The organism is Actomonas aquatica (assembly GCF_019679435.2).
Taxonomy (GTDB): Bacteria; Verrucomicrobiota; Verrucomicrobiia; order Opitutales; family Opitutaceae; genus Actomonas; species Actomonas aquatica.
The window spans coordinates 4,576,645-4,598,551 of record NZ_CP139781.1 but is presented as its reverse complement, the minus strand read 5'-3'; the positions used below and the strand labels follow the sequence as shown (position 1 = coordinate 4,598,551).

21 protein-coding genes are annotated in these 21,907 nt (G+C 65.3%); 5 read left to right on the top strand and 16 right to left on the bottom strand.

Annotation, left to right across the window (positions count from 1 at the left end; translation table 11 throughout):
• Positions 1–197: 197 nt before the first annotated feature.
• The 12 genes from K1X11_RS17625 to K1X11_RS17570 form a co-directional block, all read right to left on the bottom strand.
• Complete coding sequence (locus K1X11_RS17625) at positions 198–3,128, bottom strand: TonB-dependent receptor domain-containing protein (RefSeq protein WP_221033093.1); 2,931 nt, start codon at positions 3,126–3,128, stop codon at positions 198–200.
• A gap of 282 nt (positions 3,129–3,410) precedes the next feature.
• Positions 3,411–4,148 carry a hypothetical protein gene (locus K1X11_RS17620; protein WP_221033092.1) on the bottom strand — a complete coding sequence of 246 codons (738 nt, stop codon included), beginning with the start codon at positions 4,146–4,148 and terminating at the stop codon, positions 3,411–3,413.
• A gap of 224 nt (positions 4,149–4,372) precedes the next feature.
• Positions 4,373–5,212 carry a LytR/AlgR family response regulator transcription factor gene (locus tag K1X11_RS17615; protein ID WP_221033091.1) on the bottom strand — a complete coding sequence of 280 codons (840 nt, stop codon included), beginning with the start codon at positions 5,210–5,212 and terminating at the stop codon, positions 4,373–4,375.
• Positions 5,213–5,259: 47 nt separating this feature from the next.
• Positions 5,260–6,336: a sensor histidine kinase gene (locus K1X11_RS17610; protein ID WP_221033090.1), complete on the bottom strand. Its 1,077-nt coding sequence runs from the start codon at positions 6,334–6,336 to the stop codon at positions 5,260–5,262.
• Between the two features lie 110 nt (positions 6,337–6,446).
• A complete protein-coding gene (locus tag K1X11_RS17605) occupies positions 6,447–7,448 on the bottom strand; it encodes an NAD(P)/FAD-dependent oxidoreductase (RefSeq protein ID WP_221033089.1) in 1,002 nt (333 codons plus the stop codon).
• A 13-nt stretch (positions 7,449–7,461) separates the two neighbouring features.
• Positions 7,462–7,941 (bottom strand): FKBP-type peptidyl-prolyl cis-trans isomerase, encoded by a 480-nt coding sequence (locus K1X11_RS17600; protein ID WP_221033088.1) that lies wholly within the window; start codon positions 7,939–7,941, stop codon positions 7,462–7,464.
• A gap of 330 nt (positions 7,942–8,271) precedes the next feature.
• Complete coding sequence (locus tag K1X11_RS17595; protein WP_221033087.1) at positions 8,272–8,667, bottom strand: hypothetical protein; 396 nt, start codon at positions 8,665–8,667, stop codon at positions 8,272–8,274.
• A gap of 71 nt (positions 8,668–8,738) precedes the next feature.
• Entirely contained in the window at positions 8,739–8,966 is a 228-nt protein-coding gene (locus K1X11_RS17590; RefSeq protein WP_221033086.1) for an RNA-binding S4 domain-containing protein, read from the bottom strand.
• A gap of 53 nt (positions 8,967–9,019) precedes the next feature.
• The gene (locus K1X11_RS17585; RefSeq protein WP_221033085.1) at positions 9,020–9,460 is read right to left on the bottom strand and encodes a hypothetical protein; all 441 of its coding nucleotides are present in this window, start codon (positions 9,458–9,460) and stop codon (positions 9,020–9,022) included.
• Between the two features lie 38 nt (positions 9,461–9,498).
• Positions 9,499–9,903, bottom strand: a complete 405-nt coding sequence (locus K1X11_RS17580) for a hypothetical protein (protein ID WP_225919717.1) — start codon at positions 9,901–9,903, stop codon at positions 9,499–9,501.
• A gap of 70 nt (positions 9,904–9,973) precedes the next feature.
• A complete protein-coding gene (locus K1X11_RS17575; RefSeq protein ID WP_221033084.1) occupies positions 9,974–11,515 on the bottom strand; it encodes a hypothetical protein in 1,542 nt (513 codons plus the stop codon).
• 25 nt (positions 11,516–11,540) lie between these two features.
• Positions 11,541–13,319 (bottom strand): DNA translocase FtsK, encoded by a 1,779-nt coding sequence (locus K1X11_RS17570; protein ID WP_221033083.1) that lies wholly within the window; start codon positions 13,317–13,319, stop codon positions 11,541–11,543.
• 150 nt (positions 13,320–13,469) lie between these two features.
• On the opposite strand from K1X11_RS17570, the gene K1X11_RS17565 reads away from it, so the two are divergent.
• The 5 genes from K1X11_RS17565 to K1X11_RS17545 all read left to right on the top strand — a co-directional run bounded on the left by K1X11_RS17565 (position 13,470) and on the right by K1X11_RS17545 (position 18,256).
• Positions 13,470–14,561: a Fic family protein gene (locus K1X11_RS17565; RefSeq protein WP_221033082.1), complete on the top strand. Its 1,092-nt coding sequence runs from the start codon at positions 13,470–13,472 to the stop codon at positions 14,559–14,561.
• 96 nt (positions 14,562–14,657) lie between these two features.
• Positions 14,658–15,131, top strand: a complete 474-nt coding sequence (locus tag K1X11_RS17560; protein WP_221033081.1) for a MarR family winged helix-turn-helix transcriptional regulator — start codon at positions 14,658–14,660, stop codon at positions 15,129–15,131.
• Positions 15,128–17,185, top strand: a complete 2,058-nt coding sequence (locus K1X11_RS17555; RefSeq protein WP_221033080.1) for an FUSC family protein — start codon at positions 15,128–15,130, stop codon at positions 17,183–17,185. Before K1X11_RS17560 ends, K1X11_RS17555 begins: the two co-directional genes overlap by 4 nt.
• Entirely contained in the window at positions 17,175–17,381 is a 207-nt protein-coding gene (locus tag K1X11_RS17550) for a DUF1656 domain-containing protein (RefSeq protein ID WP_221033079.1), read from the top strand. The genes K1X11_RS17555 and K1X11_RS17550 overlap by 11 nt, the downstream gene beginning before the upstream one ends.
• Positions 17,378–18,256, top strand: coding sequence for an efflux RND transporter periplasmic adaptor subunit (locus K1X11_RS17545; protein WP_221033078.1), 879 nt, complete (start codon positions 17,378–17,380; stop codon positions 18,254–18,256). Before K1X11_RS17550 ends, K1X11_RS17545 begins: the two co-directional genes overlap by 4 nt.
• Before the next feature lie 137 nt (positions 18,257–18,393).
• Here the strand turns inward: K1X11_RS17545 and K1X11_RS17540 are convergent, their stop codons facing one another.
• The 4 genes from K1X11_RS17540 to K1X11_RS17525 all read right to left on the bottom strand — a co-directional run bounded on the left by K1X11_RS17540 (position 18,394) and on the right by K1X11_RS17525 (position 21,904).
• Positions 18,394–18,972, bottom strand: coding sequence for a DapH/DapD/GlmU-related protein (locus tag K1X11_RS17540; RefSeq protein ID WP_305082569.1), 579 nt, complete (start codon positions 18,970–18,972; stop codon positions 18,394–18,396).
• Positions 18,973–19,074: 102 nt separating this feature from the next.
• Positions 19,075–19,797 carry a carboxymuconolactone decarboxylase family protein gene (locus K1X11_RS17535; protein ID WP_221033077.1) on the bottom strand — a complete coding sequence of 241 codons (723 nt, stop codon included), beginning with the start codon at positions 19,795–19,797 and terminating at the stop codon, positions 19,075–19,077.
• Between the two features lie 91 nt (positions 19,798–19,888).
• Complete coding sequence (locus K1X11_RS17530) at positions 19,889–20,875, bottom strand: alpha/beta hydrolase (protein ID WP_343212936.1); 987 nt, start codon at positions 20,873–20,875, stop codon at positions 19,889–19,891.
• Positions 20,876–20,950: 75 nt separating this feature from the next.
• Positions 20,951–21,904, bottom strand: coding sequence for a helix-turn-helix domain-containing protein (locus tag K1X11_RS17525; protein WP_221033075.1), 954 nt, complete (start codon positions 21,902–21,904; stop codon positions 20,951–20,953).
• Positions 21,905–21,907 lie beyond the last annotated feature (3 nt).

The following is a 21,907-nucleotide window of genomic DNA, read 5'->3' as shown; positions in this document are numbered from 1 at the left end:
TTCGTGCCTTTTTGTGGCTATCCCTCCGTTTGCTGGGAGGCAACGCAGCGCGAGTAAACTCGCAGCCTACATTCCCGGTTCGCCCCCCGCACTGTAGGCCGCGAGCTCGCTCGCGCTCCGCCTGCCTCTCCGCCACAAAATAGCCGCGCCCTCCGAACGGGGCGCGGCTGTGATGTGATTTGCGATGGCGCGGTCGTTTACAGCTTCTTCGTCAGCGACAGATACATGAAGCGGCCTTCGGCGTTGTAGAGGTATCCTGGATACCCGTTGGTGTTGCCGCCCCAACCGCTCACGAAGGGCGGATCCTTGTCGAAGACGTTGCGCACGCCGAGGGTGAGCTTGGTGTCGCCATACCACGCGTCGTGGTTGGCAAACGCGGTGTAGTTGAGCTGCACATCCCAGGTCGTGCGCGACGCGACATCCGTGATCGTCGCCGGATCATTCGGCGCACTCGGATCCCAGTTGCCGGTGTAATCGCGGAAGCCGTCGGTATAGTGACCCGTGATCGAGGCCGACCACGCGTCGAGACTCCAACCGAAGATGGCCTGCGCCTTCCACTGCACGTAAGCATCGTCGCCGAGACCGGGCGTGGACACGTCGCCGGTCGCGTTGTCGAAGAGGATGTCATCCGCTTCACCGGCATACTCGAAGAACGGCGCGCCGGGGAATTGCTGGATCTTCACCGAATCGAGGTAGCTCGCGTTGAAGCTCACATCAAAACGGCCCCACGCATCAGTCGGCAGCACATAACTGGTCGCGAAGTCGATGCCCTGAATGTCGGTGTTGCCGAGGTTACGGAACACACCGTTGACGAGGATGATGTTGCCGGCGTTGTCGCGCTGCACGCTCTCACCCGGCAGCAGCGCTTCACCCGCGAAGTCGCGGTTGACGACGTCCTGGTGATCGACCGTCACCGTGCCGGCGCGCTCGATCTTCCACAGGTCCATTGAGAAGGTGAAGCCGCGCAGCGCCGTTGGCGTCCAAACGAAGCCGACGTTCACGCTCTCGGTTTCCTCCGGCGCGAGGGCCGGGCTCGACGCGATGCTCACGTCCTGCTCGGGCTCGGTCACACCGGTCAAGGGATCGGTCACCGGCGTGAGCGAATAGGTGAGGCCGCTGGCGAAGAGCTCGTAGAGGGAGGGTTCGCGGAAGCCTTCGCCGTAGGTGGCGCGGATCACAAACTCGTCGTTGAAGGGCAGCCACTTCAGACCGAACTTGGGCACGAAGGTATCCTTGTCGCTGGTGTAGAAACGCTCGTAACGACCAGCGAGGTTCAGCGTGAGCAACTCCGCACCCGGCACGCCGCGAGCCAGCGGAATCTCGGTCTCGGCATACCAGGAACCGATCGAACGATCGGCGTCGGTGATGTTGGCGGTGGAGCTGCCGATCACGTCACCGGAAACCCCCAGCGCATCAGGCGACTGCGTGATGGACTCCTTGCGATACTCAAAGCCGGTCGCGAAACCGACGTTGCCCGCCGGCAATTCGAAGAGGTCGCCCTTGCCGAGGCGGAGGTAGGCGAGACCCATGTCGGACTCGTTCTGGTTGTGCAGGTCGACCGAAGCGTAGTCGACGACCAGCGCGTTGGATTCGATCGGGTTGCGGTAGTAACCAAACGGGTTGTAGGGCACGGTCGTGCCGATGTATTCGGACGAGTTGGGATCGAAGATCGGGTCGGCCGCGTTGAGCACGCGATTGAGGCGCGAGATCGACACCAGCGAGTCGCGCGAAACCGTGTCGATGCGGCTGTAGCGCAGGCCCATGTCGAGCGTCCAGTCATTGAGGATCGAGTCGCTCTTGAGGCCCAGCGTGAGCAGCATCGAATCCGTATCCTCTCGGTAGATACGATTGCCAAACTCGGCCAGACGAGCGCGGGACGCACCAGAGATGTCCTGGTTGAACGGATTGAAAGGGTTGAACGCTCCAGCCACGGCCGAGCGCGAACCGGCCGCCTCTTCCCCCGGGGTCAGGAACGGGTTGGCGGTGCGCGCCGGAATGACGATGGACACGCCGCCCGGGTTCGCAAAGTTGCCGGTGGCCGACGGAGCCAGCTCATTCACCGCGTAGGTGTTCTGATAAATGAAGTCGCCGTAAGCGCGCAGCGTGTCGGAACCAAAGACCTTCTTTTCAAACGAGAGGAACGCACCCGAACGTTCATACTCGGGATAGGCACCGGCCGACTCGTTGAAGTTGTAGCTCGAAGAACGACCAGACCCGTAGGTGTAGGCCGAGGCCGGCAGGTCACCGTTGTTCTGATCACGTGCATCAAAGCTGCTCGTGAAGAACAGATCCGAGCCGTCGGGCACGCCAGTGATGGACGCGTCCGGTGCCTGGCCAAGCGCCTCGTTGGCGGCGGCGCGGGTGATCTGGATGTTGATCGGGCTGGAGTTGCTGGAGAGGAACGGCGGCACGGCGGAATACTCCCGGTCGGCCGCAAAAATGGCCTCGCGGTTGTAGTAGTTGAAGCCGGCCGTGAGCCAGCCCTGCTCGCCGGAGACGCCCGTCATCACACTCACGGTGGTTTCCGACGCGTCCTTGTGCGCGGTATTGCCGTAACCCAGCGAGACCTCGGTGCCTTCGAAGTCGCGGCGCAGGATGATGTTCACGACGCCAGCCACCGCATCGGCACCATAGGAAGCGGAGGCACCGTCCTTGAGCACCTCCACCCGCTCGATGGCCGAGATGGGAATGGCGTTCAGGTCGACGAAGGCGGTGGTGCCGTCATTGCCGATTGGATACGAAGAGACGCGGGCGCCGTTGATCAGCACGAGAGTCGCATCCGGGCCGAGTCCGCGCAAGGAGGTCGACGAGGCGGCGGGGGTGAATCCGGTCGCGTTGTTGGCCACCGGCACCGAACCCGCGTTGGCGACAGTCATGCGCTGGAGCAGTTCGCCGGCGGTGGTGAATCCGGATTGATCGATCTCCGCGCGGTCCATGATTTCGACTGGAACGGTGCGAGCATCGAAGGCGGTTTCGGTCGTGGGGATGTGGGAGCCGGTCACCACGAAGGCGTTCAGGTTCACCGTCTCTTCGGCCGTGTCATTGTTGGTGCCTTGGGCAATGGCGGCCGGAGCCACCAGCAGGGCGCAGGCAAGAAGCTGCGCCGAAGTGCTGCAACGCGAACGCATCGCGCGCGCAGTCGGTAGTGTTTTCATTTGATCTGTAGTTTGTGTAAGCGAGGGCAACCGGGCCGCGAAACGACCCCGGGGAGTTGCCCTGCGGCGAAAGACGAGCGCCCGGTGGATCGCACAAACGCTTTGCGACCAAACCCCATTCCGATCCGATCAACCGCCGTAGTGCTGCGGCCAATACCCGTCCCAATATCGGGTCAATGCGACGAACGGTGCGATCGGCGGGCCGGTGACTGAGGCGAATTCACCCCGCGCCGGGACCAATGCCCGGCACCCGGATTAACTGGCCGGCATCAGGTCAAAGGTGCGAGCCGAGTCGAGTTGGCCACCGGCCTGCGCCGGGCTCACCCGACGCGCCAGGGCGAGCGAATCCTGCACCGCGCCACCCGGGACCGGACGAGCCGCGCGGGGATCACGGGAATCCCAATAATACATGCCCGCATCGGTTTCGTAATAGAGCACCGTGTGGCCCCAGCGTGCCGCGCCGCTGCCACCGTAGTAGAGCAGCAATTGGGCATCACGCAGCGGCGCACCGGCCGACTGCAACCGTTGGAACCACGCCACGCTGCGCACGAAGCAACCGTTGGGCACTTCGGCATCGAGCAGGCCTAGCGAGGTCTCCCACGCGACCGGGCCCACCCAAGTGGCGTCGTCGTCGACCGCCACTTCGTGCCCGCGGAAACCTTCGTGCAGGTGCTGCAACACGTCGGAGAGATCGAGTTTATCCTCCTCCAGCCGACTGGCAAAACGCGACAGGCTGCGCGTGCCGTAGCGCGGCAGGTAAATCCAGAGCCGCTCGCCGAGCTCAAAGACCGTGGCCCACGCCACCCGCGGGAAGTCACCGGTGCGGCGACGGTTGTCGATGCGCACCACCTGCGCCCACAGCTCATCGTCGAGCATGGCGTGGACATGGCGGGCGGCCTGCTCATCTGCGGCGTAACGATTCAAGGCGTTACCGCTGGCGTGCACCCAAGAGGTCGAGAGGAGCGCGAGGCAGAGCAGGAGGAGGGCTTTCATGCCTGCTCTCACACGCAAGCCCGGGGCCGGAGTCGCAATTATGCGACCAACGCCGCCGGTCTTGCGACGAATGGCCGATTCCGTGCGACGAATGACTTAAACCACGTGTCAACAACAGGATCGCCACTCGAAAACCGTCCCATTACCGGGACAAACGATCCCGGATTTGAGGCCGCCACGCACGCCCAAACCGGTTTCCCGAGGGCTGGCGCGGACGCATGCGCTTACAGCAAGGCCTTCAGGTGCGTCTGCAGACGATCCTGGTAGCCGCGGCTCAACTTGAGCTTCGTGCCGTCCTGCAGCACCACCGCGTATTCCCCCACAAAACCGGGCGACAGCTTCCGCACCCGATCGAGATTCACAATGGTCGAGCGGTGGATGCGCACGAAGCGCTTCGGGTCCAAGCGCGACTCCAGCCGCGCCATCGTCTCGCGCATGAGGTGCGACTTCCCGCCCACATGAAACTTCATGTAGTCGCCCTCGGCTTCTATCCAATCGATCTCCGTCGGCTTGAGGAAAATGATCTCGCCCGAGGACTTCACCAGGATGCGGTCCTGCGCCCCCCCCTCGCCCTCACTCGCCGCCGCCGGCGGCGGAGTCGGCGGCGCGCTGTTGCTGCCTTCGTCGGCCAGTCGCGCGATCAGGGCCTCCACCTTGGCGCTGAGCGCGGCGGTTTGGCGCGAGCGGAACGCTTCGCGCACCCGTTGGATGGTTTCCGCAAAGCGGGCATCATCGAAGGGCTTCAGCAGGTAATCGACCGCATGCACTTCAAAGGCGCGCAGAGCGTGCTGGTTGTAAGCGGTGACAAACACGACCATCGGCCGCTCGTCCGGCGTGAGCTGACGCAGCACGTCGAAGCCGTCACCGCCCGGCATCTGCACATCGAGAAACACCAGGTCGGGTTTCTCCGTGCGGATAGCCTTCAGGGCGCCGATCACGTCGCCGGCTTCGCCCACCACTTCGAAGTCGCGCTCCGGTTTGAGCAGCAGGCTCACGCCGCGACGCGCCGCCGGTTCGTCGTCGATGACCAAAGCACGGTAGGGAGTGGCGGGAGAGGTAGTCATGGTGGGCAGCAAGGAGGGGTGATTCGGTCGCGGGGCGGGAGGGAAAGTCAGATGCGGCAGGGCAGGACGATGGAGACCGTGGTGCCCTGCCCCGGCTCGCTCTTGAGCACGAGTTGGCTGTGCGCGCCGTAGAGCCGGGCGAGGCGTTCGCGTGTATTGCTCAGACCAATACCTTCGCGCGAACGCACGTTCTTGGCGTTGTCGATGCCGAGTCCGTCGTCGGCCACTTCGAGGTGCAGACGCCCGTCCTTCACCACGCCGGCCACCCGCACGCGGCCCGGCCCGTTCTTAGGGGCGACGCCGTGGATGATCGCGTTTTCCACCAGCGGTTGCAGGAGGAGATTGGGAATACGCGCCTCGAGCGCTTCGGACGAAATATCGGTGTCGACGGAAAGCCGGTCGGCGAAACGCATCTTCTGGATGTCGATGTAGCGCTCCAGAAATTCCATTTCCTGCCGCACCGTCACCTCCTCCACCCGCGAGGTGTCGAGAGAGATGCGCAGCAACGCGCTCAGTTTGGAGAGCAGGCTCACCGCCTCGGTGTTACGCTCTTCGCGCACCAGCACCGAGATCGTGTTCATGGTGTTGAAGAGGAAGTGCGGATGCAGCTGCTGCTTGAGCGAACTCAACTCCGTGCGCACCAGGCGCGACTCCAGCTGCGCCGCCTTGATCTGCTCGTTCTTGTATTTGCGGTAGATCTCGAAGGTGTAACCCGAGCCGATGATCGCCCAGTAGAAGACCAGGTCGATGAGGTTGCGGCCAAAGAAGTTGCCCACCGCTACATTCCAAAACGCCGCCAACGACTCTCCTTCCCGCACCATCACAAACAGGATGCGCGCCAGATAGTAGCCGAGCATGATGAGCAGGCTCAGCGAGAAGTGGAACCCCACGCCGCCAAACCAATTGCCCATGCGCAACGGCACCACTCGCCGCAACCACCACACCACCGGCGTGAGTAAGGCCCACAAACCCACGCGCGCGTATTGCGAGGCGAGCACATCCCAGAAGGCGATCTCCGGCCGCGTCACCCGCACCGTGAAAAACACTTCGGTGCTCAGGATCAGCCCCACCACCGTCCAGACGGCGATCAATGCGATCCATTTTGTGTAGCGGTTTTCCTGCATGAAGGAGGGAAAGGGTTGAGGAGCCAGATCAGAGCCGAATGGGAAAGAAAATGCGATAAAACGCCTGCACGCTGCGACGAAATGCCCGCGCGTCTCGCCCAAGCTCCACGTCAACCAAACCGGTTTACCTGCGCCGCTGGGTCGATTCGCCCGCCCTCCAGCCCATCGGCCACCCACTGCGCCGCCAACACCGGTGCCCACAACGCGCCCTTCGCTGCCAGCCCACCGAACACGCCGCGCGCTCGGGTCGCGCCATCAATCCAGCCGACCACCGGCCGCCGATCCGGCACCGTCACGCGCAACCCGCTCAACCCTTCCACATCGCTCATGTCGCGGCCGGTCAACCGCCGCGCCGCCGCCCGCAGACCAACCAGCGATCGCGCCGAAAGCCCCGGCGACAAATCCTGCCGCTGAAAGGTCGCGCCCACCCGCACCTCGTCGCCGCCCATCGGCATGATCCATTGGCCGTCGTTGAGCACCGTATCGGGTGCGAGGCCCGGCAACACGCCGCGCAACACTTCGCCCTTCGATGGCTCCCACGTGGCACCCGCCCCGCCTTCCCCCAAGGTCACGACGCGCGGCGCGTCCGCGCCCACACACCAAATCACGGCCCGACCGCTCTGCGCCATCGTGGCCGCGTCCGCCGACTGCTCGCGCAAGCACCCCTGCCGCCACCAGCGCTCGCGCAAGGCCGCGATGATGGCGTGGGTGTCGACCTGGATCGCGCCGCGCAGCCACAAGCCGTCGTCGTCCAACGACTCGACCCATTGCGCCACCTCCGGCACATTGCAGCGCGTCGCAAAACGCGCTCGCTCCGCCGCGTCCCGATACACCCGCCGCAAGCGCAACTCGCGCACCACCGGCTGCGTCAGTCCCAGTTCCGCCGCCAAATCGCGATAGATCTGCAGCGCCTCGTCCCGCCACTCCGCAAAACGCCACGTCGGCACCAGGCGCCGTCCCGTCACCGGACTCACCAAGCCCGCGCCCACCCGCGACGCCGCCGCGAGATGGCCCCGGTCGAAGATTTCAAACGCGATTCCCGCCCGCTCGCAGTGCCACGCCAGCATGGAGCCGGCGATGCCCTGCCCGACGATCGTGAGCGGTGGCGTCATGGTCGCAAAAGGTTCAGCCGCAATGGTCACCCGGACCATGCACATGGCCGTGCTCCAGCTCCTTGGCCGTGGCCGCGCGCGTGCTGACCAGCTCCACCTCAAAACTCAGGTCCATGCCCGCCAACGGATGGTTGGCATCGAGCATCACGCCGTCGTCCTCGATGCCCACGACGGTCACGACCGGCGCGCCCGGATCGGGCGCGGTCTGAAATTGATCGCCCACCTTCAGCTCCCCTTCCACCGGCATGACGTGGCGCGGCACCTTGCGCACCTGACTCGGGTCACGCTCCCCGTAAGCCTGCGCGGCCGGCACCTCGACGGTGCCCTTCGCCCCCGGCTCCCAAGTGCGCAGCGCCTGATCGAGCCCATCGATGATCATGCCCCCACCTTCGAGATAGGTGATGGGTTGCCCGCCCTGAGACGTATCGAGCAACTTCCCGGCAGCATTTTTGAGGGTGTAGTGAAAAGTAACCACGCGACGCGTTTCGGACATATGCCCGACATGCTCCCCTTCCGCCCCCGCCCGGCGCAACGCCTGAATTGCCAGCCATACGAGTGTAGCAGCGGCCGTCTCGGCCGCTCCACCCAGCCCCTCCGGCGCCAATGCCGGCTGAAGCCGGCACTACGCCCGTCCACCGCCCGCGGCTACATTTCCCGTCCGAGTGTAGCAGCGGCCGCCTGTCCCGCGAACGCGGCGATCTCGGCCGCTCCACCCTGCCCCTCCGCCGGCGTCCCCTTTGCTCTCTTTGCGGCCTTGGTGTAAAAAAATCAAAGGCAGCACCGGACCCAAATCCCGTGCTGCCTCGTCGATAAATTCGCCCCGTCAGGCGCGCTGTTTCGAGCGGCGATCGCTTTCGCGCCAGTAGCGCTGCACCACGCCGTCCTTACACTCCACAAACACCGTGTGGTCGATCTCCACGCGAGTGCTGGTGTCAAAAATCAACAGCAGCGAGGCCTCCACGTGCTTAATCTCCGAGGCGTGGTAGCTGAGGATGTGAGTCGCTTCATCGACCTCCTCCGTGCGTGACGGCTGCCCCAGCGTGGCGATCACCCAAGCTTCCGTGGTCTCGCCCGGCACGATGCGCTGCAGGCTTTCCTCGCCGACGGTGCGACCGGTGAAGTGGCCTTCTTCATGGGAGCTGATGATGGTGCAACCGCTGAACAGAGCGGACGCGGAAACAAGCGCCAGCACGGGCGCAATACGACGAATGGATTTCATGGCAGGAGGAATGAGGTTCGGGTTAGCTAAGAACTATCACCCCTCTGCGACGCGCGCGGTTGCGGAAATATTCAGTCTTTTTCCGCCCGCAGGCGCACCGTCACGCTCTGGCCGTCAAAACTCACCACGTCTCCCGCCATCGTTTTGCGCCGCTTGCGCGTCTCCACCTCGCCGTTCACCTGCACCAACCCTTCGGCGATGACGAACTTCGCTTCGCCGCCACTGCCCACCAGATTGGCCAGCTTGAGGATCTTGTAGAGCTCGGTCGGCTCTTCGCGCACGTCGACGGTGTTACTCATGAGATTGCCGCCACCTTTTCAGCCTCACGCCCAGAGGCAAGCGCGCCGAATGCCTAGGCCTGGACTTCCATCTCCGCAGGCGTCGGCGCCCACAGACGCTCCACCGCCGCTCCTTCAGTATCCACCGTATCGATACTGTGAACCGTCAGCGATCCGCCCTGCGCGCCCACCAGGGTGAGCAGCGGACCGCTCTCTTCGTAACAGGCCTCCTGCTCCCCGTTGCGGTCGCGGTAACACACGCGGTAAGCCACCTCGCCGTCCTTCAAGCGACGCAGCCGCAGCCCTCCACCGCCCTTGGCTTTGCCTTTCGCCCCCGCTCCTTTGGCCTTGCCCTTCTGCTTGCGTCGCTGATTCGACGGCAGCGGTGGCTGCGAGAAGGGATAGGGCTCGCCCAGAATCGCCGCCGCCGCCTGCTCCAATTCGTGCACGCGCACAAATTTCTCCTCCCGTTCAAGGAGCAGCGTGTTGATGCGAATCTGGTCAGCGGGCGTCATGCCGGTGCTGATACGAAAGGGCGGAACTGAGCCGGTGCTCAGGCCTTGGACTCGGTATCGTCGTCGCCGTCTTCGGCGACCTCGTCGTCGGCTTCGATCTCGTCGTCCGCGTCGACATCGGTGTCGGCGTCGTCGGTCGATTCGTCGCCGTCCGACAACACCTCTTCGGCCTTGCGGATGGCGGCGGCGCCGCGGGTGACCGTGGCGGCCTTGGGATCAAAACCGGCGACCGGCAGCGGCGGAGCCGGGAACGGGAACGCGCCGGTCTCGCCGAGCACGTCTTCGACCTGCGCTTCGAGCGCGGCGATGCGTTCGTAGGCGGCCTGACGTTCCACGATGAGTCCGTCGATCGACTCGCGGGCGGCCAGCGCCTGACGAATCACGTCGGCTTCGGCCCCCAGCACGATGTCGCGGAAGGAAAGAGGGGTGATTTTCTTAGCCATGGGAAAGGGTTCGGTTGCGCCGATCAGTGGGCTTCGGGCCCGCTTTCAACGGCAGTGGTTAGAATGAGAGTTAAGAGAAAAAGCGTTTGAGTTTGTTGAAGATCGCGGGCGCCGCCGGGCGCTTGGACTTCGCCGCCGCAGTCCGGGTGGAGGGCGGGTCGGGCAGACTCGGATTAGCAGCGTCCACGTCAACGCTGCTCTCCGCCTTCGCCGCTTTTACGGCCGGCCGCGGCACCGCCTGCGCCCGGCGCTCACGCTCCGCCTTCACGCAGGCGCGCACCGCCGCATCGGCATCCTCGGCGTAGTCGTCCAGCAGCGCGTCGGCCGCATTGGGATGCTCCAGCACCGCGATGCGCACCGCCACCGCCGGATCGCGGGCCAGCTCGTAGAGGTCCGGTCGACGCCAGGTCGGGCACGCCCGCACCGCCATCTCCCGCACGCTGGGCAGCGGATCCGACAGCAGCACCTGCGCGGTCTCGACCGTGATGGTGCGATCATGGCGGGCTTGAATCGACGCGTGGCGCCGGAAATCGACGCTGTGCGCCATGAGAAATTCGTAGAACTCCTCCGCGAGATCCTCGCGATACGCCAACGCCGCCAGGACCGCCGGTTCGCGCGTCGCCGCCAGGGCCTCCACTTGCGTTTCATCGAGCACCGGATTGGCGGCCAATGCGGCACACACCGCGCCGGAAGCTTCGCCCACAAAGTAGCGCGTGATCGTTTCGTCGAGCACGGGATTGCCCGCCAGCGCGACGCGCACGCTCTCGGCTTTGTCCTGCGCCAACACACTTTGCAGCGCCCGCGGCAACACCTCCTGCGTGGCAACCCAGGCACGCTCCTCTTCGTCGCCTTCCAGCACCAGCGAAAGCAGGTCGATGTCGTCGAGGTCGAGCCCCTCGCGGGCCTGCCGGCGCACCTCCGGGAAGGGCGATTGCACCAGCAGATTGCTGACCTCCACCGGCAACTCCTCGCGCTGCAGCAGGGCGAGTTGCACCGCCTCGTCGTCGCTCACGGCCCAGTTTTCGAGGATGTCGTCTTCCACCGTGGCGGTCGCGACGGTCTGCAACTGCACCACGGCACAATCGTCATCGGCCAGCGCCAGCGCCACCGGGCGCGGCAAGGTCGGCTGCGCGGTGAGACGCACGCGCACCACGTCGTCGGCATCGGCCACCAGGAGGGCTTGGTGCGGCAGCCGCAGGGCCGGATTGCCCGCAAGCGCGCGGCGCACCTCCACCGCTTCATCATCCGCCAACGCGGCCAGTTCGCGACCGGGCAATTGGGGATGCGTCGCCACCTGCACCCGCACGGCCACATCGGCATGCGCGGCGAGTTCACTCAGCCGCGGCGGCGGCGTGCGCGGATTGGTCGCGAGCTGCGCCAACACCTCGGGCGGTTGCTCGACCTGCAGCAACTCCTCCAGCAGGTGGCTCGGCGACAGCGGATAAGCGGCAATGAAAGCGCGGGCTAGGACCGGCGCTTCCGGCTCAGCGATCAACTCCTGCAGGAGGCGCGACGGGATGGGCTGCTTGCGGTGCGCCGTAGTGACGGCACGGATACCTTCGGTTTCGAGGCGGGCCAGCAGGTCGGCGGCGGTGAGATCTTCGGTCGACATGGTCGTTCAGGATCGAGGCGGCGCCTCAGGCGAATTGCAGGTCCTCGGGTTGCACAAAAATTTCCCGCGGGTTGTTGCCCACCTGCGGTCCGATGTAGTGGCGCTCCTCCAGCTCCTCGATGAGCGAGGCGGCGCGGTTGTAGCCGATCTTCAGGCGGCGTTGCAGGTAACTCGTGCTCGCCCGACCCTGTGTGGCGATGACCTCGAGCGCGTCCTTGAGCATCGGGTCGGCTCCGGCTTCGAGCGTCGCGCCCATCGCGTCCTCGGAGCCGCCCGGGGCGTCCTCGGCGCGGAGCTCCACGCGGTAACGCGGCTGCACCTGGGCCTTGAGGCTGCCCACGACCGCTTCGATCTCGGCGTCGTCGACGTAGGGCGCCTGCAGGCGCTGCAAACGACCGATCCCGGGCGGACTGAACAGCATGTCGCCGCGCCCCTGGAGGGACTCCGCGCCCTTGCCGTCGATGATGGTGCGGCTGTCGACCTGCGACGAAACCTGGAAGGCGATGCGCGTCGGGTAGTTGGCTTTGATGACGCCGGTGATGACGTTGACCGACGGGCGTTGCGTCGCGAGCACGGTGTGAATGCCGACCGCGCGCGACATCTGCGCGAGCCGCGCGATGGAGCCCTCGATCTCCTGCGGCGCGGTCATCATGAGGTCGGCCAACTCGTCGATCACCAGCACGATGTAGGGCAGTTTGGCAAAACCCTCGGCGGTCGCCTTGGCGTTGTAACCGGCGAGGTTGCGCACGCTCTTTTCGGCCAGCACCTGGTAACGCCGCTCCATCTCGCGCACGAGCCACTTGAGCGCCTGACAGGCCTGCTTGGGATCGGTCACGACCGGATGGATGAGATGCGGCAGATCGCGGTAGATGGCGAACTCGACGATCTTGGGATCGATCAACACCAGCTCCAACTCGTCCGGCCGGAAGCGATAGATGAGCGACAGGATGAGGTTGCTGATGCAGACCGACTTGCCCGCACCGGTCGCACCCGCGATGAGCGCATGCGGTGCCTTGGCGAGGTCGAGCATCACGTGACGGCCGGTCACATCGACACCCAACATGAGCGGCAGATCGGCCGTGCTGCCGCGCCACGCCGCGTTTTCCAACGAGCTGCGCAAGGCCAGCGGCGCACTGTGCTGATGCGGCACCTCCACGCCCACAAATTGCTCACCGGGAATCGGCGCCTGAATGCGCACCGCGTTGGCCGACATCGCCAGCGCGATGTTTTTGTCGAGCGAGGCGATCGCCTCCACCCGCACACCGAAGCCCGGCCGCACCAGATATTGGGTCACGCGCGGACCCACGATCGCGTCCTGCACCAGCGCATCAACCGCAAAACTGTCCAAGGCGTCCTGGAGCTTGGCCTTGTCGACCGCCACGTCCTCCGGCTGACGGTAGACGCCCACGTCGCCCTCCGCCGAGCGTAGCAACTCGAGCGACGGCATCTGGTAGTTCACCAAATCCTCCGGCGTAAACGGATCCGGCAGACGCACCGGCTCGGGGGCGGCCGCCGCGGCGACCTCGGCCGCATCGGGCACGGTCACGAAACCCGACGGATCATCGGGCACCGCCCGGTCGTTCACGCCATCCCGCAGCGACTGCAGATGCTCGTAGGCATCCTCCAACTGATCGCGATGCCGCGCCCGGATCTGCGCCCGCTCCTCCAGCCGTTGCTCCAGCCCCTCGCGCCACGCCGCGAGCTGGCGCTCGTCATCGCTTAAGTGTTGATTTTGAGCAGGTTCAAGTTCCTCACGGGGTGTCTCGGGTATCGGGTCAGGCAGGGACGTGGCAGGTGTCGGCATCAGGCGAAACGACCACGCTAGGACGTTCGCCGCGCCCCCTGCAAGCAGCCGTCCAAAGACTTTTGCCCCGCCGCCCATGAGCCGATTACGGCCCATAATCGGCTCACGTTTTAGCTTTATTGTGAGCCGATTAAGCCGTCTATTCGGCTCATGTCCTTCAATTGGCAGCAGCCCGATTGGCCAAACTTCCGCTATGATCTCACGGCGGTGGAGGCCGATCTGCTGCGCTGCGCCGACCAAGCCGGGCAAGTGACCGGACTCCTGAAAGGTCTGGATGCCCACGACCGCACCGACGCCTTGGTCCAGCTCATGGTCGCGGAAGCGGTCAAAACCTCCGCCATCGAGGGCGAATACCTGAGCCGCCCCGACGTGATGTCTTCGGTGCGGCACCGGCTGGGACTGGCCGATGCCCCGCCCCCGCAGACCGACCGAGCCTCCGCCGGCGCCGGAGAAATGATGGTCGCGGTGCGCGAGTCCTGGGATGCTCCCCTGACTGAAGAGACCCTGTTCGCCTGGCACCGCACCCTGATGCAAGGCGATCGCCGCGTCCTCGCTGGCGCATGGCGAACCCACGCCGAACCGATGCAGGTCGTCTCGGGCGCCGTCGGAAAAGCGAAGCTGCACTTCGAAGCCCCGCCCTCCGCCCAAGTGCCCGCGGAGATGGCGCGGTTCATCGCGTGGTTCAACGACTCCCGCCACTCGCTCGGCGCAGCGCCGGTGCGCGCGGCGGTCGCCCACCTCTACTTTGAATCCATCCACCCCTTCGAGGACGGCAACGGACGCATCGGCCGCGCCCTCGCCGAAAAAGCCCTGTCGCAAGGGCTCGGTCGACCGGCCACGTTGAGCCTCTCGCGCACGATCGAGGCACACCGGTCACGCTACTACGACGCGCTGGAGACCGCGCAGCGCAGCAACGAGATCACGCCGTGGCTGCATTACTTCGTCGCCACGGTGCTCGCCGCCCAGCACGACGCCGAGGCGCTGGTTATGTTTGTGCTGAATCAGGCGCGGTTCTTCGATCGCCACCGCGACCACCTCAACGCCCGCCAGCTGCGCACCGTGCGACGCATGCTCGATGCGGGTCCCGGTGGCTTCGAAGGCGGGATGAACGCGCGCAAATACGTCTCGCTCAACCGCGTCTCCAAAGCCACCGCCACCCGCGACCTCCAGCACCTCGTCGAGCTCGGCGCCTTCGTCCCCGTCGGCGCCGGCCGCAGCGCCCGCTACGAACTGGGGCTCTGATTCGCCCCCGCGCGCCGCGCTCTAGCTCCTCCCCGTCGCCCCAGAAAAGTGACAATTTAATTAGCTTCCTATTAATTAGAATGCTATCTCTTGGCCATGACCAAGCTGGATAACGAGCGCCGCGTGCTGACTTCCTCCCTGCTCCACGCAGGCCGACAGTGGCGGCGCGTGGCCGAACAGGCGATGGCCGCCCAAAACATTTCCGAGGCCCTTACCGCTCCCTTGCTCTGGATCAGCCGCATGGGCGGAGGCGTGAAGCAGGTGCAGTTGGCCGCCCAAATCGGTATCGAGGGTCCGTCGCTGGTGCGCTTGCTCGACCAACTCGAGAAGCTCGGCCTGGTCTCCCGCACCGTCGACCCCAAGGATCGCCGCGCCAAAAACCTGTGGCTCACACCCGAGGGCGAAAGCTTGGTCAGCAAGGTGGAGGTGATCCTGGTCAACCTGCGCAGTCGCCTGCTCGCCGACGTCCCGCGCGCCGACCTCGAGGCCACCATCCGCGTGCTCTCGCTGTTTGAGACGATCGACTGCCACAGCTTCGCCGCGCAGCTCGAGTCTCCTCGCCGCCCATGAGCGCTTACTGGCCGCATTGGCGGGACTGGTTGTTTGGCGCGAAGACCTTCTTCTCCGCGATGCTGGCGCTGTTCATCGCGCTGTCCTTCGACCTGCCCAGTCCCTACTGGGCGGTGGCGGCGGTCTACATCGTGGCCAACCCGCTCGCCGGCGCGACGAGTTCCAAGGGTCTCTTTCGAGTCATGGGCACCTTGATCGGCGCGAGCGCTGCGGTGCTGTTCATGCCGCTCTTCGTCGATACGCCGATTCTGTTCAGCCTCGTCGTCGCGGTTTGGACCGGCTGCCTGCTGTTCATCTCCATGTTGGACCGCACGTCGCGCAGCTACGTGTTCATGCTCGCTGGCTATACGCTGGCCCTCGTCGCCCTGCCCACCGTGGGCAACCCGGAGTCCATCTTCGACGTGGCGCTGGCGCGGTTTGAAGAAATCGAGATCGGCATCACCTGCGCCAGCGTGATCGGCGCGATCGTGTTTCCCACCAGCGTGGGCTCGGTGCTGTCGGCGCGTATCCAAACGTGGTTGGGCGACGCGGCCGATTGGGCCGAGTCGATCCTGCGCGGCGACGGTGCGAGTCTCACCACCCCGCTCTCGCGTCAGCGTTTGGCGGCCGACGTAGCCAACCTCGATCTCATCATCAGCCAACTCGGCTACGACGCGGCCACCCGCGACCTCGCGGGCGCCGCCCGTGAATTGCGCGGCCGCCTGCTCATGCTGTTGCCGACGCTCTCCTCGGTGGCCAACCGCCTGCACGCGCTCGCCCGCCGTCCGCAGGGCATTCCGGCCGATATTCGCAGCCTGCTCGACAATGTCGCCGCGTGGATGCGACGCGACGCCGAGCCCGAGGAGGCCGAGCTGTTCCGCGCCCGACTCGAGGAACTCGAACCCACCGCCGCCCGCCAAGGTTGGGACGACCTCATCGTGACCGGCACGCTCGAGCGCTTGCGCGAGTTGATCGACCTGTGGGAGGACTGCCTGTCGCTGCAGCGCCGCATCGCCGCGCGCGAACCCGCAGCCGTTGCCGACCATCCTTTGCGCTATCGCCGCGCAGCCAACGGCGCCCGCCATCACGACCACGGGCTCATGGCGTTCAACGCCGTCATGGTGGTGCTCACCGTGTTTGCCGCGTGCCTGATCTGGATCTACTCCGGCTGGGACAACGGCGGCGTCTTCGCCATGATGGCCGCGGTGGCCGCATCCCTCTTCGCCCAGAGCGACACGCCGGCGAAGTTGATCGTGGGCATGTGGGTGTGGACGGTGGCCAGTCTGCCAATCGCCGCCGGTTATGTGTTTGGGCTCATGCCCCTCGTGCACAGCTTCGAGATGCTGGTGCTGATTTTCGCCCCGCTGTTCCTCATTTTCGGCGCGCTCACCAACCGCCGCGCCATCGGCACCGCGTCCAATCTCATCATGCTGCACGTCGCGTTGTTCGTGCCGCTGCAGAACCGCTACAGCGGCGACTTCGCGACCTTCACCAACTCCGCCCTCGCCAACCTCGCCGGCATCACCTTCGCGCTCGCCTGCTCGATGATCACGCGGCCCTTCGGCGCCGAGCTCGCCGCCCACCGCCTCGTTCACGCCGGCTGGCGGGATCTCGCCAAACTCGCCGAGGGTCGCCACCGCCAGGACCACGCCACCCTTTCCGCCCGCATGCTCGATCGCCTCGGTCGACTCGTGCCCCGCCTCGCCGGACTCGACAACGCCCGCCTGTCGCAGGTCGACGGCCTCGCCGAGCTGCGCATCGGGTTCAACATCCTCGCGCTGCAGGAGCAGCGGGCGCAGCTGCCCACGGCTGCCGCCACGACGGTCGACGTGACCCTGCACGATGTCGCCCGCCACTACCGCGCCCACCGGCCGCATCACGCCCCGCCGCCCCCCTCACCCGATTTGCTCACCCACATCGACCACGCCCTGCAAGCCAACCTCGGTGACCACCCGGCCGGCCGGATCGCCATCAACGCCCTCGTCGGCCTCCGCCGCGCCTTTTTCCCCGACGCCGCTCCGCCTGATTTGCACACCGCCGACTCCCACTCACCCACGCTCCGCCATGCATGCTGAACTCAATCTCTACGGCGTCTACGTGCCCACCTTGCTCGTCTTGGCGGTGACCGCGCTGGTTCTCCAGTTCGGCCTGCGGCGCCTCCTCGCCCTGGCCAACGCCTACACCTTCGTGTGGCACCGCGGCCTCTTCGACATCGCTCTTTATGTGGTCCTGCTCGGTCTGCTGTCCGCGCTCCACGCCCGCCTTTTATGAAAACCTTCGGGAAACAACTCCTCCGGGTCACCATCACCGTAACCATGGTCGTAATCGCGGCCTTTACCGTGCGCCACCTCTGGATCCACTACATGGACGAACCCTGGACCCGCGACGGCCGCCTGCGCGCCGACATCGTGGGCGTCGCGCCCGACGTCTCCGGCATCGTCGGTGAAGTCTTTGTGAGCGACAATCAACGGGTCGCCGCCGGCGACACGCTCTTCGCCATCGACCCCGTCCGTTTTGAACTCGCAGTGCGCCAGGCGCAAGCCCAGCTCGCCACCGCTCAGGCCGCCCTCGATCAGGCGGGCCGCGACATGGCGCGCTACGACCTGCTCGAACGCACCACCGCCGTGCCCCGCATGGAAATCGAACAGGCCCGGACGCGCGCCGCGCAGGCCCGCGCCGATCACGACCGCGCGCTGGCCGATCTCGATCTCGCCAAACTCAACCTCGCCCGCTCCCGCGTGACTGCGCCCGTCGCCGGCATCATCACCAACTTCTCCCTGCGTCCCGGCAACTACGTGACCGCCGGCCAGGCCGTCACCGCGCTGGTCGACGAAGCGTCGTATTATGTTTCCGGATACTTCGAGGAAACCAAACTGCCGCACGTCAAACTGGGCGACACCGCCACGATCCTGCTCATGGGGGAATCGCGCGAACTACGCGGCCACGTCGTCGGCATCGCCGCTGGCATTGTCGACCGTGAGCGCTCCGACTCAGGGGACCTCCTGGCCAACATCACGCCCACCTTCAGCTGGGTGCGCCTCGCCCAACGCGTGCCCGTGCGCATCGAGTTGGACGACGTCCCGGCCGACCTTCCCCTCATCTCCGGCCGCACCGCCACCATCATCCTCCGCCCGTCGGAAGGCTGAACCGTCGCGCGTGACCGGCGACGCAAAGTCGCCTTCCCGCTGTAGCCGGCCTCGGTGAGGCCGGTCCCAGGGTCATCGACCCCGGCTACAACGTCGCGATGGGGCGCCCACCAAAGCCCGTCCCTGCCCGTCTCCGCTCACTCGATCGTCTTCAGGTGTTTGGCGGGGATGCCGCCGACGACGGTGTTGGCGGGAACGTCTTTTGACACCACCGCCCCGGCCGCCACGACGGCGTTTTCGCCGATGGTCACGCCACCGAGGATCGTCGCGCCGGCGCCGACCCAGACGTTGCGCTTGATGTGAATCGGCGCGGCTTTCAGCGCGTGCCGCTCCGCCGGCTTGAGCGGATGACTTTCGGTGAGCAGACTCACTTTGGGCGCGAGAAACACGCCGTCCTCCAACGTAATGCCACCGAGGTCGAGGAACACGCAGTCGAAGTTGATGAAGACGTTTTTCCCGAGCTTCGTCTGCCGACCGTAGTTGGTGTGAAACGGCGGGAAGATACCGAAGCTCGGGTCGAGCTCCTGCCCCGTGATCTCACTCATCAAGGCCCGCATTTCGTCCGGATCAGCTGTCTGGTTGAGCCGCAACACCAAGGGCCGGGTCACCATGGCCGCTTCTCTGAGTCGCGGGCACTCCGGGTCGTCGAAGGGCACGGTCTCACCGGCGCGCAGGCGGGCAAAGATATCGGGTGAGGAATGGGTCGAGGTGGACATGGCTAAATTGGGACGAGGTTCGGGAGACGAAAATGCGCCCACCCGTTGATCGAAGTGAACGCGAGACTCTCGGGCAGGTGGACGCCGGCCTCAAGGTGCCGATCACTCGGCGCGGGTTTCGAAGACTCTCTTGAAGACCGACACCGCGGAAAAGGCGTTCGGCCAACCGGCATAGAAGGCGGCCTGGGCGATCACTTCACCGGCCTCGGTTTGGGTGAGTCCGTTGTCCATCGCCTTGTTGAGGTGGAAGGTGATCTGGCCGGCCTGACCGTTGGCGATGAGCGAGCTCACCGTGACGAGACTGCGGTCGCGCGGTGCGAGCCCGGGGCGGAGCCACAGATCGAGGAAAAGCGGGTCGGCGGTAAACATCACCAAGCCGGGCGAGGTCGGGCCGACCATGGCGTCGACGGTGCTGGCGCGCTTGGCCTCGGCCTCTTTGTCCAAGGGCAACAGCTCGGGCGCGACCGCCGGCAACTGGTCCTCACCGATGCCGCGCTCGGCAAAGATGTCGGCCACCACCTCGATCGCGCCGGTGGCGTTGGCCCAGCCGGAGTAGAACGCGAGGTGGGTGATGAGTTCGGAGATTTCGCCCGGCTTCACGCCGTTATCGAGCGCGAGGTTGACGTAGGTCTTGAGGGCGGAGGTTTGGCCGCGGGCCACGAGGATGCTCACGGTGACGATGCTGCGATCGCGGGGGGAGAGCTCGGGACGTTGCCAGAGTTCGGCCAGACTGGTGCGCTGGCTGTATGCCGCGAGCGCGGGAGAGACGCGCTCCAGGCCGGATTCGACCGGCGTGGAGGCAGGTTGGGCTTGGGTGGAACTCATGAGGAGAAACGGCGCGAGGGCCGCGGTTAAAAGGGTGGAACGAACAAGTCGGATCATGTGCTGAATGGGTCGGAGTGAATCGCCGCCAGCGTCACTTGAGATTCGTCGTGAAGAACTCGGTGAGCTTGGCGAAGGGGATCTTATCCACTTGGTCGTAAAGGTCCACGTGGTTGGCGTCTTCGATGATCAAGAGCTCCTTCGGTTCGGCGGCGTTGGCGTAGGCCGTTTCGCTGAAGTAGCGGGAGTGCGCGTCGGCGCCGTGGATGATGAGGGTCGGCCGCGGCGAAATCTCGGCGATGTAGGTGAGCAGCGGCATGTTCATGAACGAGAGCGGATTGGTGATCGTCCACGACGCGTTGGAGTTGATCGAACGCGGGTGAAAACCGCGCTCCTTCGACTTGTAGTAGCCGGCGTAGTCGACGACGAACTGCGGCTCGCCGCCCGACAGTTCGAGCGAGACCGGACCGTAGGCGGGCTCGCCGGCGGCGGCGTCCTTCCAACGTTGTTCGCCGAGTTGTTCGAGGGTCTTGGTGCGCTCCTCGAGGGTCATGCTGTCGAAGTAACCGCGGGCCATGACTCGAGACATGTCATACATCGTGCTGGAGGCCACGGCCTTGATGCGCTTGTCGATAGCGGCGGCGTTGAGCGCCATGCCACCAAAGCCGCAGATGCCGATGATGCCGATGCGCTCACGATCAACCTTGGCGTGCAGACCGAGGAAATCGACGGCAGCGCTGAAGTCCTCGGTGTTGATGTCGGGCGAGGACACGTTGCGCGGTTCGCCGCCACTTTCGCCGGTGTAGGACGGATCGAAGGCGAGCGTCACAAAACCGCGCTCGGCCATGGTCTGCGCGTAGAGACCGGAAGCCTGTTCCTTCACCGCGCCATAGGGTCCGCTGACGGCGAGGGCTGCGGCCGACTTGTCGCCGAGATCCTTTGGCAGGTAGAGATCGGCCACGATGGTGATGCCGTAGCGGTTCTTGAAAGCGACTTTCTCGTGGTCGACCTTTTCACTCTGCGGGAAGGTCTTGTCCCACGTCTCCACCACCTCGGCGGTGAGCGGAGCGGTTGCGGCCATAAAGATCGGGATGAGGGTCTTTTTCATACCCGGCAACCTACCCCCGAATCGGGCAGGCTGCTTGCGCGAATCCGCTCACGCTGTCGCGATTCTGCTCAAATACGCCGGCGGCAGGTCGCTCTGGTTGTGCTCGCGGTAAGCCTGCGGCGTGGTGCCGGTCTCGCGCCGGAAGACGTGGGCAAAGTGACTCGGGCTGGCATAACCCACCTCCAGTCCGATCTCGATGATCGGCCGGGTGGTTTGGCGCAACAGCTCCTGTGCTTTCGAAATGCGCAGACGGATGAAATAGCGCGACGGCGAGAAGCCGGTGTTGCCCTTAAACATCCGCGAAAAGTGCGACTCGCTCATGCCCACCTCGGCGGCGAGTCGACCGACCTGGATGCCTTCAGCGAGGGCTCCTTCCATCAGGCGCAGGACCTGTTGCAGGTGAAAGGCGGGTAGCGCCGTGGCCCGCCGCGGTTGCGGACGCTCGTCATCGCGGTAAGTGCGCACAAGATGCAGCGCTAGCGCCTGGGCGACGCCTTGCACAAACGACACGCTGGCCGTCCGTTGTTCCACCAACTCGCGCCGCAGCATCTCCAACAACGCCAGGATGGTGGGGTCGCGTTCGCCATTAAACTCGCGCAAAAGCGGGATGCCCGCGCCGGCGCCAAACAACTCCTTCGCCGCGCGCGCCAAAAGCGGCAGCCCGATGGTCACGTGCATCACCACCACCGGTTGGTCGTCAATGGCCTGCCAGCGGAGCTCATACGGCTCGGGCTCGGTGATCAAAAACAAGTCGCCCGGCTCGACCTGATGCATCTCCCACTGCCCATCCACTTCCCGATCCTCACACCGCAGGTGCCCGGAAATCTGCCACTGCAGCTGCGGCTCGGCCACCGCGGGAATGAGCATCGTTTCGCTCACCGCCGGACGATGGTGAATTTCCACCAAGATATCTTGCCACGCCGCACCTTCGCCGAGGTGCGTCATCCGCCCCGGGAAGTATTTGCGGTGCTCGACCGCAGAGGTGCTCAGCGGGACGTCCATCGG

Bases quoted from the DNA above. Each gene is read 5' to 3' on its own strand.
- K1X11_RS17625 (WP_221033093.1), bottom strand. From the start codon at position 3,128: ATGCGTTCGCGTTGCAGCACTTCGGCGCAGCTTCTTGCCTGCGCCCTG.
- K1X11_RS17620 (WP_221033092.1), bottom strand. From the start codon at position 4,148: ATGAAAGCCCTCCTCCTGCTCTGCCTCGCGCTCCTCTCGACCTCTTGG.
- K1X11_RS17615 (WP_221033091.1), bottom strand. From the start codon at position 5,212: ATGACTACCTCTCCCGCCACTCCCTACCGTGCTTTGGTCATCGACGAC.
- K1X11_RS17610 (WP_221033090.1), bottom strand. From the start codon at position 6,336: ATGCAGGAAAACCGCTACACAAAATGGATCGCATTGATCGCCGTCTGG.
- K1X11_RS17605 (WP_221033089.1), bottom strand. From the start codon at position 7,448: ATGACGCCACCGCTCACGATCGTCGGGCAGGGCATCGCCGGCTCCATG.
- K1X11_RS17600 (WP_221033088.1), bottom strand. From the start codon at position 7,941: ATGTCCGAAACGCGTCGCGTGGTTACTTTTCACTACACCCTCAAAAAT.
- K1X11_RS17595 (WP_221033087.1), bottom strand. From the start codon at position 8,667: ATGAAATCCATTCGTCGTATTGCGCCCGTGCTGGCGCTTGTTTCCGCG.
- K1X11_RS17590 (WP_221033086.1), bottom strand. From the start codon at position 8,966: ATGAGTAACACCGTCGACGTGCGCGAAGAGCCGACCGAGCTCTACAAG.
- K1X11_RS17585 (WP_221033085.1), bottom strand. From the start codon at position 9,460: ATGACGCCCGCTGACCAGATTCGCATCAACACGCTGCTCCTTGAACGG.
- K1X11_RS17580 (WP_225919717.1), bottom strand. From the start codon at position 9,903: ATGGCTAAGAAAATCACCCCTCTTTCCTTCCGCGACATCGTGCTGGGG.
- K1X11_RS17575 (WP_221033084.1), bottom strand. From the start codon at position 11,515: ATGTCGACCGAAGATCTCACCGCCGCCGACCTGCTGGCCCGCCTCGAA.
- K1X11_RS17570 (WP_221033083.1), bottom strand. From the start codon at position 13,319: ATGCCGACACCTGCCACGTCCCTGCCTGACCCGATACCCGAGACACCC.
- K1X11_RS17565 (WP_221033082.1), top strand. From the start codon at position 13,470: ATGTCCTTCAATTGGCAGCAGCCCGATTGGCCAAACTTCCGCTATGAT.
- K1X11_RS17560 (WP_221033081.1), top strand. From the start codon at position 14,658: ATGACCAAGCTGGATAACGAGCGCCGCGTGCTGACTTCCTCCCTGCTC.
- K1X11_RS17555 (WP_221033080.1), top strand. From the start codon at position 15,128: ATGAGCGCTTACTGGCCGCATTGGCGGGACTGGTTGTTTGGCGCGAAG.
- K1X11_RS17550 (WP_221033079.1), top strand. From the start codon at position 17,175: ATGCATGCTGAACTCAATCTCTACGGCGTCTACGTGCCCACCTTGCTC.
- K1X11_RS17545 (WP_221033078.1), top strand. From the start codon at position 17,378: ATGAAAACCTTCGGGAAACAACTCCTCCGGGTCACCATCACCGTAACC.
- K1X11_RS17540 (WP_305082569.1), bottom strand. From the start codon at position 18,972: ATGTCCACCTCGACCCATTCCTCACCCGATATCTTTGCCCGCCTGCGC.
- K1X11_RS17535 (WP_221033077.1), bottom strand. From the start codon at position 19,797: ATGAGTTCCACCCAAGCCCAACCTGCCTCCACGCCGGTCGAATCCGGC.
- K1X11_RS17530 (WP_343212936.1), bottom strand. From the start codon at position 20,875: ATGGCCGCAACCGCTCCGCTCACCGCCGAGGTGGTGGAGACGTGGGAC.
- K1X11_RS17525 (WP_221033075.1), bottom strand. From the start codon at position 21,904: ATGGACGTCCCGCTGAGCACCTCTGCGGTCGAGCACCGCAAATACTTC.